This is a genomic window from Novosphingobium silvae, from assembly GCF_009856825.1.
In the GTDB taxonomy this organism is placed as follows: domain Bacteria; phylum Pseudomonadota; class Alphaproteobacteria; order Sphingomonadales; family Sphingomonadaceae; genus Novosphingobium; species Novosphingobium silvae.
Map to the genome: position 1 here is coordinate 31,244 of NZ_WVTD01000021.1, position 14,852 is coordinate 46,095.

The following is a 14,852-nucleotide window of genomic DNA, read 5'->3' on the forward strand; positions in this document are numbered from 1 at the left end:
GGACATGCGCCTGCCGCTGGCGCGGCACCGTGGCCCTACTCGCTTCGCTCCCCAAGCCCGCAAGCGGTCTTGGCCCAAGGTGACGACCCACATGGCGGGGGCGAGATCGCAAGCGGATCTCGCTTCATGGTGCCGGCGTGCGCCGGCGTCGATGTTCGTTCAAGGGGGAAAGGCGGTCCCGGCCGTCTCTCCCCCGCAACGGGATTAGATGGGGCCGTGCCTCGCTGCGCTGCGGCCGCACCACCCCCATCGAATCCCGCTGCCCCCCTCTCTCGCCGGCGTTCTTGGGCGTCCGTGTTCCGGCCGATGGCATGGCCATCGCCGGACAGGCGATTTGAAGGGAGGAGTAAGGACGATGACCCACCAAACCCGCGAAAGCTGGCTCAATGCCGTGGCGCTGGGCATGGCTCCGCTGTTCGAGGCGCTGGACGCCCCCCTGCCCGACCGCGTGCGCGTGGCGATCGGCTTCACCAGCAGAGGCGCGAAGGGCAAGGCGATCGGCGAGTGCTGGGATAATCGGTTGAGCGCGGACGGGCATTTTGAAATCTTCATCCGGCCCGACCTGGCGCACGCGCCCGATGCGATGCCGGCGCAGATCGCGGCCATTCTCGCGCATGAACTGGTCCATGCCGCCGTTGGCATCCCGGCAGGGCATGGGAAGGCGTTTAAACGGGTCGCCCTTGGGCTGGGCCTAGTCGGGCCGATGCGCGCCACCACCCCCGGCGAGGCGTTCCTTGCGGCCATCGCGCCGATCTTGGAGAGCGTCGGCCCCCTCCCCCATGCCCGCCTTGATACGGACGGAGAGTCGACCGCGCCCAAGAAGCAGAAAGCCCGGATGCTCAAATGCGAGTGCGCGACGTGCGGCTATACCGTGAGGACCGCGCGCAAATGGCTTGAGCAGGCCGGAGCGCCGCTTTGCCCGATCGAGGATCACGGCCAGATGAGCCATGAGCCGCTGGACGATGACGATCCCGAACCGGAGGAATGAGGGCGTTATCGTCATTTCGGATTCAAGACCCGTCCTATCGCCATTTCAATGACGCTCCGATGGCTTAACACCAATAGGTAAGCATCATCTGTATATCATAGCGATAGACAGTTCATGGCAAATCGACTAACGATAGCTCGCAGAGTGAGGGCATTATGATATTGGCAGTCGGAAACACGAAAGGCGGCGTTGGCAAGACCACCCTCGCCGTCAATCTCGCGGTCGCGCTGGCGCTCGCCGGCCGCGACCTCTTGCTGGTGGACGGGGACGAGCAGGGCACCGCCCTCACCTTCACCCAGCTTCGCGCCGAGCGGCTTGGGGAGGCCGGCTATACCGCCGTCGCCCTCACCGGCGCGGCGCTGCGCAGCCAGGTCCGCCAGCTCGCCAGCAAATATGACGATATCATCATCGACGTGGGCGGACGCGATACCGGATCGCTGCGCGCCGCGCTCACCGTCGCCGACACGCTCCTGGTGCCGGTGCAGCCGCGCAGCTTCGACGTGTGGGCGCTCGATCAGGTTTCGGCGCTGGTCGCCGAGGCGCGCGAGATCAACGAGGGCTTGCGCGCCGTGGCCGTGCTGAACGGCGCGGACGCGCAGGGGGCCGACAATGAGGCCGCCTTGGAGATGATCGGCGATATCGACGGTATCGAAGTGCTGCCCACGTCGATCGTGCGGCGCAAGGCGTTCCCGAACGCGGCGGCCGAGGGCAGGGCGGTTATCGAGCAAAGCCCGCGCGACCCCAAGGCGATAGACGAATTGACGGCGCTGATCGGCGCGGTTTGTATATCAAGATAATATCGGAGTGCGTGTTAATGGCTATCGCTCGTAAACCGAACAGCAAGCCCAAGCCGGCGATTGACGAGGCGGCCGCCGATGCCTTCATTGCCGGCGCGGCGAAGCCGGATGCCGCGCCGATCGCGGTCGAGGCCGACGAGGCGGGGCAGGGGGCCGAGCCGCGCAAGTCGCCGGTGATGCTGCGTTTCGATCGCGCGCTTCTCGCCAAGGTCGATGCGGCAGCCAAGCGGCGCGGGATCAGCCGGAGCGCGTGGATTCAGTTCACGGTGAGCCGCGCGCTCGATGCCGGCGAGGGTTAGGGCGGCGCGGGCTGAGCTGGCGAAGGCTAGGCGGTCCTAGCGCGCGAAAGGTGAGTTTTGGGGTAGGCCCTCACCGTTCGGCCGCTGGCGCGCTGAAATCCACCAGCACCGGCATTTCGGGTATGTCGCCGCGCAGCTTGGCGCGCCGCACGATGCTATGCTGGTCGATCAGGTTTTGCGCGTCGCGCCGGCCGCTCATGGTTTTCGGGAGCCACATCATCGAAACCCGCTCGACCTTGCGGCCTTTCTTGATCGGGGTGAACTCGACCCAGAAGGGGCAGAGCTTGTTGATTTCGTCCTGCGCGACCTTGAGGCAGTATTTGTTGAAATCGGCGAAGCGTTCCAACTTACCTTCCGGCACGTTGAGCAGCCCGCGCAGCTCCGCAATCGTGAACTCTTCGCTTTGCTTGTATTCGAGGCCGATCCGCCGTTCGATCATTTCATAGAGGCACAGCGCGTATTTCGACTCGAAGCAATACATCACTTGCGTCTTGAGGCGGGCATAGACCTCGCTGTTACGCAATATCTCGATCAGCTCTTCGGGAATCCGGTAATGGAGGAAGCCGTCTTTTTCGAGGCTTTCGTCGCTGGGGCCGAGAAGCTGGACGCGGCGCTTGTAGCTCTTGCCGGCCTTGCGGATGGTGACGATCGCGATCGTGCCCATCAGACGCAGCAGCGAGCTTTCTATGCGCTCGTTGCCCTGGTGCGTGCCCTTGAGCGCGGATTTGGCGATGCGGTGAATGACCGGCTCGCCGATCCGGTCCCAGGCGTTCGCGATCAGCAGATTGTAGATTCGCCGATCGGCGAGGGTGAGGGGCGACAGCTCGACAATATCGACCAGCTCGCCGGGTTTGACGATTTCCCCGTAATTGGCGGGATCGAACGGGTTTCCGCGTCCCTTTTGGGCGAGGGTGAGGGCGGTTTCGTCGCCCGAGGCAGTCTTTGCCTTCGCGTCCTTCACTGGTGAGTTTGCTAAAGCCATGCCCTCACCTTAACAGCAGCGGTGAGCTAGGCAAATCCTAAAGCTCGCCGATCGCGATCAGGGGAGGATACCCCAAAACTCACCGTCGATTTGGCGGATACCCCAAAGCTCACCGGACTCGACCCCAATACTCACTTTTACCGACCCCAAAACTCACCGAAGGCTACCCCAAAGCTCACGCGACTCGACCCCAAAACTCACTTTTTGAGGTCATTTTTCCAAGTTTTCTGCGGGTTTGAGGCACCCTGAATCTTGAATCTAAGAAGAATCTTTGAATCAGAAGGCGAACGGTGAGTTTTAGGGTAGCCTTGCCTGTGGATAACTCTGCGCCGGCGGCACCGACATGCCCAAAGGAGAAGAAAAGCACCGCCTCTTGGGGCTTCGCCCCGCCGGCTCGCGGCCTTCGGCCGCCCCGGATCGCTACGCGATCCTCCCACCCGGCATCCCCACAATGAGCCGGCTTCGCCGGCACGCTTTTGTTGATTTGGAATATCGCCCAACCGTCACGCCCTATCGCCAGCACACTGCCTAGACCAGCCGTGGAAAATGGCTTTCCAGAAAAGCCAAGCGGATATGTGGGCGCTCCGATCGAGAGGGCAGGGAGGGTGGAAACGTCCCGGCAGGGGCGTTTTCCGGGCCACCCAGCGCGATTCCGTCTCCTGGACAGGGTTTCGGGCGTCGCAACTGCCCACGGTGCTCTAAGGGCTTCCCGGACGGCCGATTTTTCCGGCGCGAGATCCACGACCCTTAGGAGTATCACCTACCGCCGCGCGAAAGGCGAACGGTGAGCTGATACCCCAAAACTCACCTTTCGCACGCCAAAGCGCGATTTTCCGCGCTTTTGGGCGATTTCGACGCGGCATAATGTGCGGCGGAACGCCGTTACTTCGATATTGCCTGTATATCGGAACGATGGCGCTTTGACAGGCATGCCGTTTAAACGACCTCACGCTTTGTCGAAGCGGCCGGCGAACTCGCGATCTGCGTAATATTTGAGCTTGGCGGCGACGATCGGCCGTTGCCCCGCGAGGAACACGAGTTGCAAATCCTCGCGCAGCGTGCGGACCTCATCGGGGGTGAGCAGCGGGCGGCCGACATGCTGCGCGCCGAACGAGATGCCGGTTTCCTCCGCGTCGATTGCGCGGCTCATGGTCTCGAACACTACCGTCTCCTGGCCGAGCAGATCGGAGACGAGCTTGGCGCTGTCGTGATCGTTGACCCCGAACACCTGCAGGACGCCGGCGTTGGACAGGAAGGTGCCGGCGCGGCGCTCGTAGAGCGCGCGGAGCTGGTGAACGTCCTGCAGGATCGGCCAGAGCTGGATGCCGTAGCCGGCCATCAGGCCCATGGCGCGCTCGACGGGTTCGAGGCGGCCGAGGGCGGCGAACTCATCGAGCAGGAACAGGACAGAGCGGGTAGGGGAGGCCGGTGCGCGCGCCAGATCGGTCAGCCCTTGGGCAAGCATCAGGCGCAGCCAGCGGGCATAAGTGGCGAGCCTATCGGGCGGCAGCACCAGGTAGACGCTGGTAGGCTGCGCCTTCACATCGGCGAACGTAAAATCGGAATGCCCCAGCACCGCTGTCATGCGTGGGCTGTCGAGAAAATGGGTGTGGCGCTGGGCGGCCGACAGGACGCCGGCGCCTTCGCGATCGGACTTGCCGAGGTGCCGGTTGGCGGCGCGGGCAGCGAGGCCGCCTTGCGCCTGCATCGCTTCGAGCATGGCAGCGAAGGCTTGCGGCGCAAGGGTGAGGCGATCGCGTAGCGTGGCAAGGGTGCGGGTCGCCGGCGGCTCGCTGGTGACGATCGCGAGGATGATGCCGGCGATTAGCGCCTTGGCTTCCTCGTTCCAGTGCGCCTCGCCGGCTTCGCCGGGGGCGTCATAGACCAGCGCATCGGCCAGCGTCATGCAGTCGTCGGCGAGATCGAGGCCAGCAGGGTCGATGCGATCGAGCGGGTTGAAGGCCGCGCCGGGAAGGCCCGTCACCCCGAACGGATCGAGGACATGGACCGGGCCGAAGTTGCCGCGATGGCGGGCGGTGATGCGGGCATTTTCGCCCTTGGGGTCGATGCAGACGACCGGGCCGGCATAGTCGAGCAGATTGGGGATGATCGTGCCCACGCCCTTGCCGGTGCGCGTCGGCGCGATCGTCAGCAGATGGGCTGGACCGGCATAGCGCAGCGGCCTGCCCGTCTTGCGATCGCGGCCGATCAGCAGGCCGCTATCACCGGCATAGGCGCGGTTTTCGGCGTCGGTGGCGAAGCGGGCCGAGCCGTGGGTGTCGTCGGCGGCAGGGCCGCCATAAGCAAGGATCAGGGGCTGGAAGAGCGCGCGCAGGCCAATGAGGATGACGACGATCACCGTCAGCATCATGATGATTTGATAGAGGTTGGAATCATGCGGGAGGCCGAGCAGTTTGCCCAGGATGAGCGGCATCCCAAGGCCCAGCACGATGCCGGCGGCCAGAAACAGGATCAGGACGGCGAACAGATGGCGGATCAGCCGGATTGGGCTGACCACCAGCGCGGTGATCGCCCATATGGGATTCTGGCGCGCGATGCGGGACAGGTTGCGGATCGCGCGGCCGAGCTGGCGGAACCACTCCATCGTCAACTCGCCTGGAACATGGTCATGCGGATGATGCCGGGGGTGGATTGGATTTCGGCTTCGATCGCCGAGACCTCCTCCATCTTGTCGCTGGGCCAGTCCCGTGAGACGCTGACGCCGCCCTGATCGGTTTCGATTTCGATTAGCCGGGTTTGCGGCGAGAGATCGAGCAGGCGCACAAGCCGGTCGCAAAGATCGGGCGAGATCCGATGTACGCCTGACCCGACCATCAGGAGCTGCCATGAGCGGGGAACGCGGTCAGTCATCTACCCTCCACATCCGTGCGCGCACAAAGCGCACTCTTTCAGCAACCGGGGCGAGAGGCAGGGACACAAGCTCATAGCCGAGATCGGCATAGACCGTGACCATCGCCTCATAGGTCGCTTGCGCCTCTGCAAAATCCTGCTTCCTCTCCGTGTCCTGCCCGAAAATCTCGCGCCAGGGCGGGGCGATGAATACCCGGCGCTGGTAGCGGAACATCTCGGCCGCGCGCTCGACATGGGAAGGAACGGGCAAGCCGCACAGGCGCAGATAGCCCGACACATCAGGAACGCCGCGATCGAAGATCACCGGGCCTTTTCGGTCATGCGCTTCATGCCAGGATCGTAATTCCCAGCTCAGCATCAGTTCAGCGAAGGCCCCGCGATCGGCCCATGGCAGGGCGCCGCCGCCAATGGCGATCTGATCGCGAATGATGGCGCGACCGGCTTCGGGCATATGGTGGAAGCCTTGCGCCGCCAGGGCGTCGATCAATGTGGTTTTACCCGAACCGGGACCACCAGTGATGATATGAAAATCGGGCCGGTCAGCCATCGTCAGCTTCCGCGTCGAACGCGCGTTTGCCGCGCCGCTTCCAGAGCGAGAGCGCGTTGCCATCCTCACGCGCCTTCGCGGCAAGTTCGAGCAGCGCGCCGTAGAGGGTGGCGCGATCGTCGTCGGCCAGTTCGACCAGGCCGGCTTTCTGAACCAGGCCGCCCAGCTCTATGAGATGGCGGGTGCGCTCGCGTCGGGCCACGACCCATCCTCTCGTATCGATGCGGCGCGCGGCGGCATCAAGCCTGTGCCTCGCCTGCGCCAGCTTCGCTTCCGCCTTCCGCGCTGCCGCCAGCACGTCGGCCAGTCTTGCGCCCGCGCCCTTGAAAGAAAGCCGCGCCATCGGAGCGCCACGCCTCCCGGTTTCCTTCAGCCTGTGCTTCGGCGACGATATGGAGCAGCGCACCGGCCAACACGTCGGCATCAAGCGTATCGGCCCCGGTGGACGTGACCAGTTCGCCTAGCTGCTGGACCTTCTTCGCCTTGAGCGCGCGGGCCTTGTCGCCCAGCGCCTTCAACTCGGCGTCATAGTCGCGGACCTTGCGCATATTCTCTCCCTCGCGCCCATGATCGGGAGAGGCAGCGTAGCACGATCACGGATGCAGGACAGCGGTTGCGAACAAAAATGCGGCGAAGTCAATCATGCGAACGGCAGAGAGTGTGAGTGCGCGCTTATACGTCGTTGCCGACGTGCGCTAAGAAGGGCAGTATAGCGGTTGTCATGGCGATCTACCATTTCTCGGCCAAGGTTATCAGCCGTGCCAACGGATCGAGCGCCGTTGCCAGTGCGGCCTATCGTGCGGCGGAACGGCTGCACGATGACCGGCTGGGGCGCGACCATGACTTCTCGAACAAGGCCGGCGTCGTCCATTCGGAAATCTTGGCTCCCGAAGGTGCGCCGGAGCGTTTAAACGATCGCGCGACCCTGTGGAACGAGGTGGAGGCCGGGGAGAAACGCAAGGACGCGCAGCTCGCGCGCGAGGTGGAGTTCTCGATCCCGCGCGAGATGAGCGAGAAACAGGGCGTTAGCCTCGCCCGCGATTTTGTGGACAAGCAGTTCGTCGAACGCGGGATGGTCGCGGACCTTAATGTGCATTGGGACAAGGCAAAGGACGGCACCCCGAAGCCGCACGCGCATGTCATGTTGTCGATGCGTGAGGTTGGACCTGAGGGGTTCGGCAAGAAGGTCCGCGCCTGGAACTCAACCGAGCTGTTGAAGGAGTGGCGAGAGGCATGGGCCGCCCACGTCAACGAACGCATGGCGGAGCTGGGGCTGGAAGGGCGGATCGACCATCGCTCCTACGAGGCGCAGGGGATCGAGCTTGAGCCCCAGCACAAGATCGGGCCGATGGGGAAACGGCACGAGCTTGAGGGACAGCCGCACCGCAACGCCGACGATCATGTGCGGATCGCGCGCGAGAACGGCGAGAAGATTATCGCCAAGCCGGAAATCGCGTTGGATGCGATCACGCGGCAACAGGCGACGTTCACCACCCGCGACCTGGCGATGTTCGTCCACCGGCACAGCGACGGCAAGGAGCAGTTCGACCAGGCCATGAGCGCGGTGCGGTCCTCGCCCGAGCTGGTGGCGCTGGGGAAGGACGGACGCGACCAGGAGCGGTTCACGAGCCGCGAGATGATCGCGGTGGAGGAGCGGCTAGAGCGCGCTGCCGGTCGGCTTGCCGACAGGGTGGGGCATGGTCTCCCGGCGGCGTCGCTACAAGGGGGGCTGAACGCCGCCGGGAGTGGCGGGCTGACACTCGGTGAAGATCAGCGGGCCGCTTTGGAGCATATAGGGACGAGTGGCGATCTTGCCATCGTCGTCGGCTATGCGGGCACCGGCAAGTCGGCCATGCTGGGGGTCGCGCGCGAGGCGTGGGAGCGCGAAGGCTATCAGGTGCGCGGCGCGGCCCTGTCGGGCATTGCCGCCGAAAATCTTGAGGGTGGTTCCGGCATCGCCTCGAGGACGATCGCCAGTCTCGAGCACGCATGGGGGCAGGGGCGCGAGCAGCTAGGCCCGCGTGATGTGCTCGTTATCGACGAGGCGGGCATGATCGGCTCGCGCCAGATGGAGCGGGTGCTGTCGGAGGCCGAACGTGCCGGCGCGAAGGTCGTTCTTGTCGGCGATCCCGAGCAGTTGCAGGCGATCGAGGCCGGGGCGGCGTTCCGCAGCCTTGCCGAGCGTCATGGCGCGGCCGAGATCACCGAAATTCGCCGGCAGCATGAGGACTGGCAGAAGGACGCGACGCGCGCGCTCGCCACAGGCCGGACCGGAGAGGCGCTGCACGCCTATGAGAGGCAAGGCATGGTGCGCGCTGCCGACACGCGCGAGGCGGCGCGGGTCGAACTGATGAACGGATGGGAGAGCGACCGGCAGGCCGATCCGGACAAGAGCCGCATCATCCTCACCCATACCAATGCCGAGGTGCAGGAGCTGAACAGCGAAGCCCGCAGCCGTATGCGCGCCGCCGGCGAGCTGGGTGAGGAGGTGGGGCTATCGGTGGAGCGCGGCAGGCGCGATTTCGCGACCGGTGATCGGATCATGTTCTTCCGCAACGATCGCGGCCTTGGCGTGAAGAACGGATCGCTGGGCACGCTGGAGCGCGTCAGCGCCGAGGGCATGGCGGTGAAGATGGACGATGGCCGGAAGGTCGCGTTCGACCTCAAGGACTATGCCCATGTCGATCACGGCTATGCCGCCACCTTCCACAAGTCGCAGGGCGTGACGGTCGATCAGGCGCATGTGCTGGCGACACCGGGCATGGATCGGCACTCGGCCTATGTCGGCCTGTCGCGGCACCGCGACAGCGTGCAGCTCCACTATGGTCGCGACGATTTCACAGATCAGCGCCAGCTCACCCGCACCCTGTCGCGCGACCGGGGCAAGGACATGGCGGGCGATTATGCCGCCGCCCGTGACGGGCAGGCCCAGGCCCGCGCGTTCGCCGAGCGGCGCGAGATCCGCTTCCCGGAACTCGCGCGCGAGATCGCCGGGAAGGTGCGTGACAAGGCGAGGGGTATGTTCGCCGGGTTCAAGCCGAAATCGTCCTCGCCCGAGCTGGCGCGCGACGGCAAAGGGGGTCCGATTAACACCACCCCCGAGCGGGCACCGGCAGCGCCGAGCCAGGCCAGGGCGATCGAGCGCTATGCGCGCGCGCAGGCCGATATGGACCGAATGCGGGAGAAGGGCTTGCCCGTGCTCCCGCATCAGAAGCAGGCGCTGGCGAAGGCGGGCGACGCGCTCGACCAGGTGCGGCCCCATGCCGCCCGCGATTTGGCGTCCGCGTTCGAGCGCAACCCGGTGCTGGTGCGCGAAGCGGCCGAGGGCAAGGCCGGCGGCGCGGCGCGGGCGATGGCGCACGAGGCCCAGGTCCGCACCAATCCCGAGCTTCGCGCCGATCGGTTCGTGGAGCGCTGGCAGGGCATGGCGCGCGAGCGGGCCGAGCTTACGCGCAGCGGCGATCGTGAGGCCGCGCAGCGCACCGGCAAGAAGATGGAGAGCCTGGCCGGAACGCTGCACCGCGATCCCCAACTCGAATCCGTGCTGCGGCGGCGCGCGCCCGAGCTGGGGCTGGAGATGCGTCGGGATCGTCCGATCAGCCAGGAATTGACCCGTTCGCTGGAAATTGGCCGCGACCGAGGATTGAGCCGATAAGGAGAGACAATGGCGGACGAGGAATGGGAGGAAGGCGGCGACGCGGCAACGGAGGCGTTCGAGCAGGTGCGCGTTGCGGTCGAGCAGCAGCGCGGCGAACTAGCGTTGATGCGCCGCGCCATCGAGGGACTGGCGGCCGAGCGCACCAGCATCGACGTGCCGGATTATTCCGAGACGCTGGGGCATGTCGTCCAAGGGCTGGACGGCATCAACGGACGCCTGGACCAGGTTACGACGGCCATCGTGAAGTCGCCGGCGCTGGCGATGACGCCTGCGCAGGTTTCGACGCAGATCAATCGAGCGGCGGCCGACCTTCGCAGCGCCGATCATGCCGCCCTCGCCACCGCCACCAACGAGATGAAACAGCAGGGGCGCGAGCTGCGCACCGTCGTTCAATCGGCGCTGACGGCGCGGGATCAAAAGAACCGTCAACTATGGTTCGGGTTGAGCGGGTTGCTTATCGGCATCCTCCTCTGGTCCTTCCTTCCCGGTATGGTCGCGCGCGAGATCGCGCCGGCGAGCTGGCAATGGCCCGAACGCATGGCGACGCGGGCTCTTGCCGAGGCGACACCGTGGGATGCCGGGCAGCATTTGATGGCGAGCGCGTCACCGGCGAGCTGGGAGGCGATCGTCGCGGCCGACAGGTTGCTGCGCGACAATCGTGAAAAGATCGAAGGATGCCGGCAAGCGGCAAGGAAGGCGGATCAGCCGGTGCGATGCACGATCCAGGTGGGAGTGAAGAGATAATGGTGATTCCCTACCGCTCGACGCCCATATTCGATGAGGCGACATTGCCCGCTGCCCTGCGCTCCGAACATCGCACCAAGGCCGGTGTGTGGGGCGTGATCCGGGTCATCGAAGGGAGATTGAAGCTCACCTATCTCGACCCGGCCTCGGAGGTGGTCCTTACACCTGACCGGCCAGGGCTGATCTTGCCCGAACAGCCGCATTTCGTGGAACCGCTCGGAGCCATGCGGATGCAGGTCGATTTCTACGATCAGCAGCCAAGCCTTTAGGGAGAGCCATGCCTAAAACAGCCTTGTCATACCCGCTTCTTGCCATCCTCGCGCTTGGTGGCTGTGCGACGCGCGACCCGGCACCGAGTCCCGGCTCGCTTCCTACAAGCCTGTCCCGGCCCGACGCCGAGGCTTTGCCGCATGACCTGACCTATGGCGCGGCGTTAATGACCGTCAAGGTCTACCCGCACCTGGCAGCGAAGGCCGATGCAAACGCCAATCTGTTCATCTCCCCGGTCAGCTTGTCGCAGGGCCTGGGGCTCGCCTACCTTGGCGCGCGGGGCGCCACGCGCGAGGAGATTGGCCGCGTGCTTGGTTGGGATTCGTCCCGCAACGTCCCTGCGCTCATCAAATCCTACAATGCCCAGCTTAACGACACCGGCGATGCCGATACCGCGCTCGGCATCGCGAACGCGCTGTGGCTGGCGAAGGGATTGCCGGTCCGGGACGAGTATGTCGCCGAGGCGCATGCCGGCTTCGGAGCGGCTCCGGAAACCGTCGATTATGCTGGTGATCCCACCGGAGCGGCCGAGCGGATCAATGGCTGGGTTTCGCGCGAGACGAAGGGCAGGATTTCGGAGATCGTCTCTCCGAGCGGCTTCGGGGATGACACCGCCGCTGTGCTGACCAACGCGCTTTACTTCAAGGCGAAGTGGCAGGTGCCGTTCGAGGAGACGGAAACGCGGTCCTTCACGCGTGGCGACGGCACGCGCATCCCGATCACGATGATGAAGCGGATTGGCTGGTTCGACTATCGCGAGACCCGGGAAGGGCAGGCGATCGCGCTGCCTTATCGCGGCGATGGCAGCTTCGTGATGGAAATCTTCCTGCCGCGTGACGCGGCGACCCTGCGCCGCTGGGAGCGCGAGCTGAAGGGTGTCGATTTCTTCGCCGGCGAGCAGGGCGGCAATGATCGTTTCGACCTGTCAGCGGAGCAGGAACGCGCGGTGCGGATCGTTCTGCCCCGCTTTGAAGCCAGGTTCGATGAGAGCGTGAAGGCAGCGCTCATCGCAGCGGGTATGCCGAGCGCCTTCGACCACCAGCGCGCGGACCTGTCGGGGATTGCCCGTGGTGCGCGCTTGGCGATCGATGATGTGGCGCACGCGACCTTCCTGCGCGTCGATGAGGAGGGCACCGAGGCAGCGGCGGCAACTGCGATCAAGGTCGTCGTCACCAGTGCGCGGATAGCGCCTCAGGTACCGGAGATGGTGGTCGATCGTCCTTTCCTTGCCACCCTGCGAGACCGAAAGAGCGGCGCGGTGCTGTTTTTCGGGCGCATCGCCGATCCAACCTCGATCAGCAACTAGGTAGCATGAAGTGCGTGGCGAGGGGCAACCGCCAGATCAGCCCTTCGACAACCCGATTGGGTTCGGTCTAAGCGAGTTGCTCGCGATGAGGTGGCTTCGCGGGAGCTGTCCAGCACCGGCCGATCTCAATCTTGTTCGGGGGTGCCGGCGGGGGAACCGATGGCTCGCGGAGATGCGGATACTGGGTCAAGAAGCGCTCGCTCGCTTCGGGCGAACCGACGACATATAGCTCGCCGGGTCCGCATGCATCTTGCAAGGCTTGTGCGGTTTCCTTGTCGATGTCCGCAGTCGCGGGGCCGCCCCAGTTCATATCCTCGCCCAAGCGGGCGAGCGTTTTTCCGCCGACCCTTTCGCGCAGAATGAAGTAGCCGGACTGGTCAATGTCGAGCCCCATTTCCGAGTGGAACCATGCCAACTTGTCGACAGGCTGGCCCGAGAGGCCGACGAAAAAGCAGCCGTCACGTAGTTCGACCCGGCCGTGGTAAAGTGCCTGATGTTGAAGGCCCGTCCGCGCCTTGGAAGCGGGCCAGACGCGGATCGCGCCTTTCGCGGCCTCACTCACCGGAGGAATGCTCATCTTAGGTACAAAGCTCCAGCTGATGTGGCCAGGCACGCGCCAACCGTTCTCCTTTGCCCAATTGTCGAATTCCTGCTGGGTCAACCCCGTGTCGATCATCTCGACCGGGCCGGCGGAACCCTTTCCCGCGAGGCCGTAGCCGAGTAACGCTCCCCGCTTTTTGAGACGGGCGATCCAGGCATCGCCGATGGCCTTGGCATCGCGCGGGAGAGGCGACGTCGCTTCCTGTCGCAACGCCCCGTGTCCGCCCGCTGCCGGCTGATTGAGTAGTATACGATAGTTAGGGGAGGGCGCTTTCGTCTGGGTTCTGAAGGTGCTTGTTGATTGCGGGCCACCCTCGTCCCCATGCTCAACTGCGGGCGAACATGCCATGCAAAGGGCAAATAGGGATAGAATCATCCTCACAATGAATTTAGTCTCTTCCGGATATCCTTGCATTGGGATGAACGGCCATATGCGGACCAGCTTGCGAACATCGCTGCTACTGCGAGTGATCGTCTGCACGGCGGCGTGCGAGCTATTGTTGGGCTGTTCAACACCCCAACCCGGTTCGGCGCTTCCCGCGCCGCCCACGCCTGAGGCCCAATCGGCGCAATCGACACCGCTCGCAATTCTTGTTTCGGCGATCAACGGGCTTGCAGCGGGCGACCCTTCCTATGCTGGAAGCTTCGTCGACGGCGGCGCGGTGATCGTGCAGTTCACTGACAACGCTGAGGCCCGCCTGCGCCGCCTGTCCGGCGACCCGCGCTATGTCGCTCGACAGGTCCGCTACTCCTTGAGGGAATTACAGGCCACGGAGCAGGCGGTTGCGGAATTGTTGTCGAGCCGGAAGTGGCGCTTCAACATTCTGACGATCGACATTCCACGCAATCGCGTGACCTTGAGCGGGGTTGATCGGCGGCAGTTTGGTGAGACAGCCCAGACCCTGATCGCTCATGATCCTCGGGTAATGATCCAATGACTGTATAGGCGCGCAGGCCATGTTTCGTTCAGCCGTGCGGCCATAGTCTCTTGGGATGACGATGCTGTCATCATCGCGGACGACCGCCGCCGCCCTCGCTGGTGCGGCATTTAGCGCGTCCACGCCCGCCCTGGCGTGCTCATGCATCCTGCCCGACAATATCGAGGCAGCGGCGCGCGCGGCGTTCGCGAAAGCCGACCTTGTTGGTGAGTTGGAGATAGGGCGCGCGCCGGTGGCAGCGGCGCGCAGTTTCTGGTGCGGGTCGGACGGACGAGCGCGACTATGGTTCAGGCCTGGGCAGAAGATCGAGCAGAGCCGCCCCGCGCGCGTTATCAGCGCTACGAAGGGCCGCGTCTCGGGACCAATCAGCATCCGCACCAGTCCGGTGATGAACATAGGTGGCCGGTGCGGGATGACCGGGAATAGCTGCCAGGTTTCTCTCAGCCGAAGCGCCGTTCGGACCGGCCCCATGCTGTTTCGGCGTGTTGCGCCGGGCACCTATGAACCCTTGGACGTTTGCACCCAGTCGGCGTTCACCCCCTGGCTCGAACAGCGCCAGAAGCATCGCGCAAGCCCGCAGACGCGGTAACGCTTCGAGGAACCATCGATTTCCTGAATCACCGGCTTGCCATTGATTCAGGAAAGTCGCCTGACTTGGAGAGGCTTATTTCGTAGGCTCCGCGCCATGAATGGCGCGAACCTGTCCCTGCCCGAGCCGATCGAACGTAAGCGGTCAAAATCCCCCACATTCTCATGATTTCGCGATTTGGTAGGTGTTGAGCCTTGCATTTGCGAGGTGGTGATGAGTGGTGATTTCGAAACCAGTTTCGAAACTGAAAGGGGTGGGAGGGC

15 protein-coding genes are annotated in these 14,852 nt (G+C 64.5%); 8 read left to right on the plus strand and 7 right to left on the minus strand.

Annotated features, from left to right (window positions below; translation table 11 throughout):
• Positions 1 to 355 precede the first annotated feature (355 nt).
• The 3 genes from GR702_RS18945 (at position 356) to GR702_RS18955 (ending at position 2,084) form a co-directional block, all read left to right on the plus strand.
• Positions 356 to 988, plus strand: a complete 633-nt coding sequence (locus tag GR702_RS18945) for a transcription elongation protein SprT (protein WP_010339219.1) — start codon at positions 356 to 358, stop codon at positions 986 to 988.
• A 155-nt stretch (positions 989 to 1,143) separates the two neighbouring features.
• Positions 1,144 to 1,785 carry an AAA family ATPase gene (locus GR702_RS18950; RefSeq protein ID WP_010339218.1) on the plus strand — a complete coding sequence of 214 codons (642 nt, stop codon included), beginning with the start codon at positions 1,144 to 1,146 and terminating at the stop codon, positions 1,783 to 1,785.
• A gap of 17 nt (positions 1,786 to 1,802) precedes the next feature.
• Positions 1,803 to 2,084 carry a hypothetical protein gene (locus tag GR702_RS18955; RefSeq protein WP_010339217.1) on the plus strand — a complete coding sequence of 94 codons (282 nt, stop codon included), beginning with the start codon at positions 1,803 to 1,805 and terminating at the stop codon, positions 2,082 to 2,084.
• A gap of 70 nt (positions 2,085 to 2,154) precedes the next feature.
• Here the strand turns inward: GR702_RS18955 and GR702_RS18960 are convergent, their stop codons facing one another.
• From GR702_RS18960 to GR702_RS18985, 6 genes are all read right to left on the minus strand, one after another.
• Entirely contained in the window at positions 2,155 to 3,066 is a 912-nt protein-coding gene (locus GR702_RS18960) for a replication initiation protein (protein WP_029547944.1), read from the minus strand.
• A gap of 946 nt (positions 3,067 to 4,012) precedes the next feature.
• Entirely contained in the window at positions 4,013 to 5,671 is a 1,659-nt protein-coding gene (locus tag GR702_RS18965; RefSeq protein WP_010339215.1) for a type IV secretory system conjugative DNA transfer family protein, read from the minus strand.
• Between the two features lie 2 nt (positions 5,672 to 5,673).
• Entirely contained in the window at positions 5,674 to 5,937 is a 264-nt protein-coding gene (locus GR702_RS18970; RefSeq protein ID WP_010339214.1) for a hypothetical protein, read from the minus strand.
• Entirely contained in the window at positions 5,930 to 6,484 is a 555-nt protein-coding gene (locus GR702_RS18975; protein WP_010339213.1) for an AAA family ATPase, read from the minus strand. The genes GR702_RS18970 and GR702_RS18975 overlap by 8 nt, the downstream gene beginning before the upstream one ends.
• Positions 6,477 to 6,686: a conjugal transfer protein TraD gene (locus GR702_RS22440; protein WP_010339212.1), complete on the minus strand. Its 210-nt coding sequence runs from the start codon at positions 6,684 to 6,686 to the stop codon at positions 6,477 to 6,479. Before GR702_RS22440 ends, GR702_RS18975 begins: the two co-directional genes overlap by 8 nt.
• A 37-nt stretch (positions 6,687 to 6,723) precedes the next feature.
• Positions 6,724 to 7,032, minus strand: coding sequence for a conjugal transfer protein TraD (locus GR702_RS18985; protein WP_010339211.1), 309 nt, complete (start codon positions 7,030 to 7,032; stop codon positions 6,724 to 6,726).
• Between the two features lie 173 nt (positions 7,033 to 7,205).
• Between GR702_RS18985 and traA the strand changes: the two genes are divergently transcribed.
• Genes traA through GR702_RS19005 form a run of 4 tightly spaced genes read left to right on the plus strand, consistent with a single transcriptional unit; the run spans position 7,206 to position 12,462 of the window.
• Positions 7,206 to 10,139, plus strand: coding sequence for a Ti-type conjugative transfer relaxase TraA (gene traA / locus GR702_RS18990; RefSeq protein WP_160987246.1), 2,934 nt, complete (start codon positions 7,206 to 7,208; stop codon positions 10,137 to 10,139).
• A gap of 9 nt (positions 10,140 to 10,148) precedes the next feature.
• A complete protein-coding gene (locus GR702_RS18995; protein ID WP_160987247.1) occupies positions 10,149 to 10,886 on the plus strand; it encodes a DUF6118 family protein in 738 nt (245 codons plus the stop codon).
• A complete protein-coding gene (locus GR702_RS19000; RefSeq protein WP_010339208.1) occupies positions 10,886 to 11,155 on the plus strand; it encodes a TehB family protein in 270 nt (89 codons plus the stop codon). The genes GR702_RS18995 and GR702_RS19000 overlap by 1 nt, the downstream gene beginning before the upstream one ends.
• Positions 11,156 to 11,163: 8 nt before the next feature.
• Positions 11,164 to 12,462: a serpin family protein gene (locus tag GR702_RS19005; protein WP_228168121.1), complete on the plus strand. Its 1,299-nt coding sequence runs from the start codon at positions 11,164 to 11,166 to the stop codon at positions 12,460 to 12,462.
• A gap of 67 nt (positions 12,463 to 12,529) precedes the next feature.
• On the opposite strand, the gene GR702_RS19010 is transcribed toward GR702_RS19005, so the two are convergent.
• Positions 12,530 to 13,273 (minus strand): hypothetical protein, encoded by a 744-nt coding sequence (locus tag GR702_RS19010; protein WP_042490951.1) that lies wholly within the window; start codon positions 13,271 to 13,273, stop codon positions 12,530 to 12,532.
• 208 nt (positions 13,274 to 13,481) lie between these two features.
• Between GR702_RS19010 and GR702_RS19015 the strand changes: the two genes are divergently transcribed.
• The gene (locus GR702_RS19015; protein WP_042490949.1) at positions 13,482 to 14,000 is read left to right on the plus strand and encodes a hypothetical protein; all 519 of its coding nucleotides are present in this window, start codon (positions 13,482 to 13,484) and stop codon (positions 13,998 to 14,000) included.
• The last annotated feature ends 852 nt before the right edge of the window (positions 14,001 to 14,852 follow it).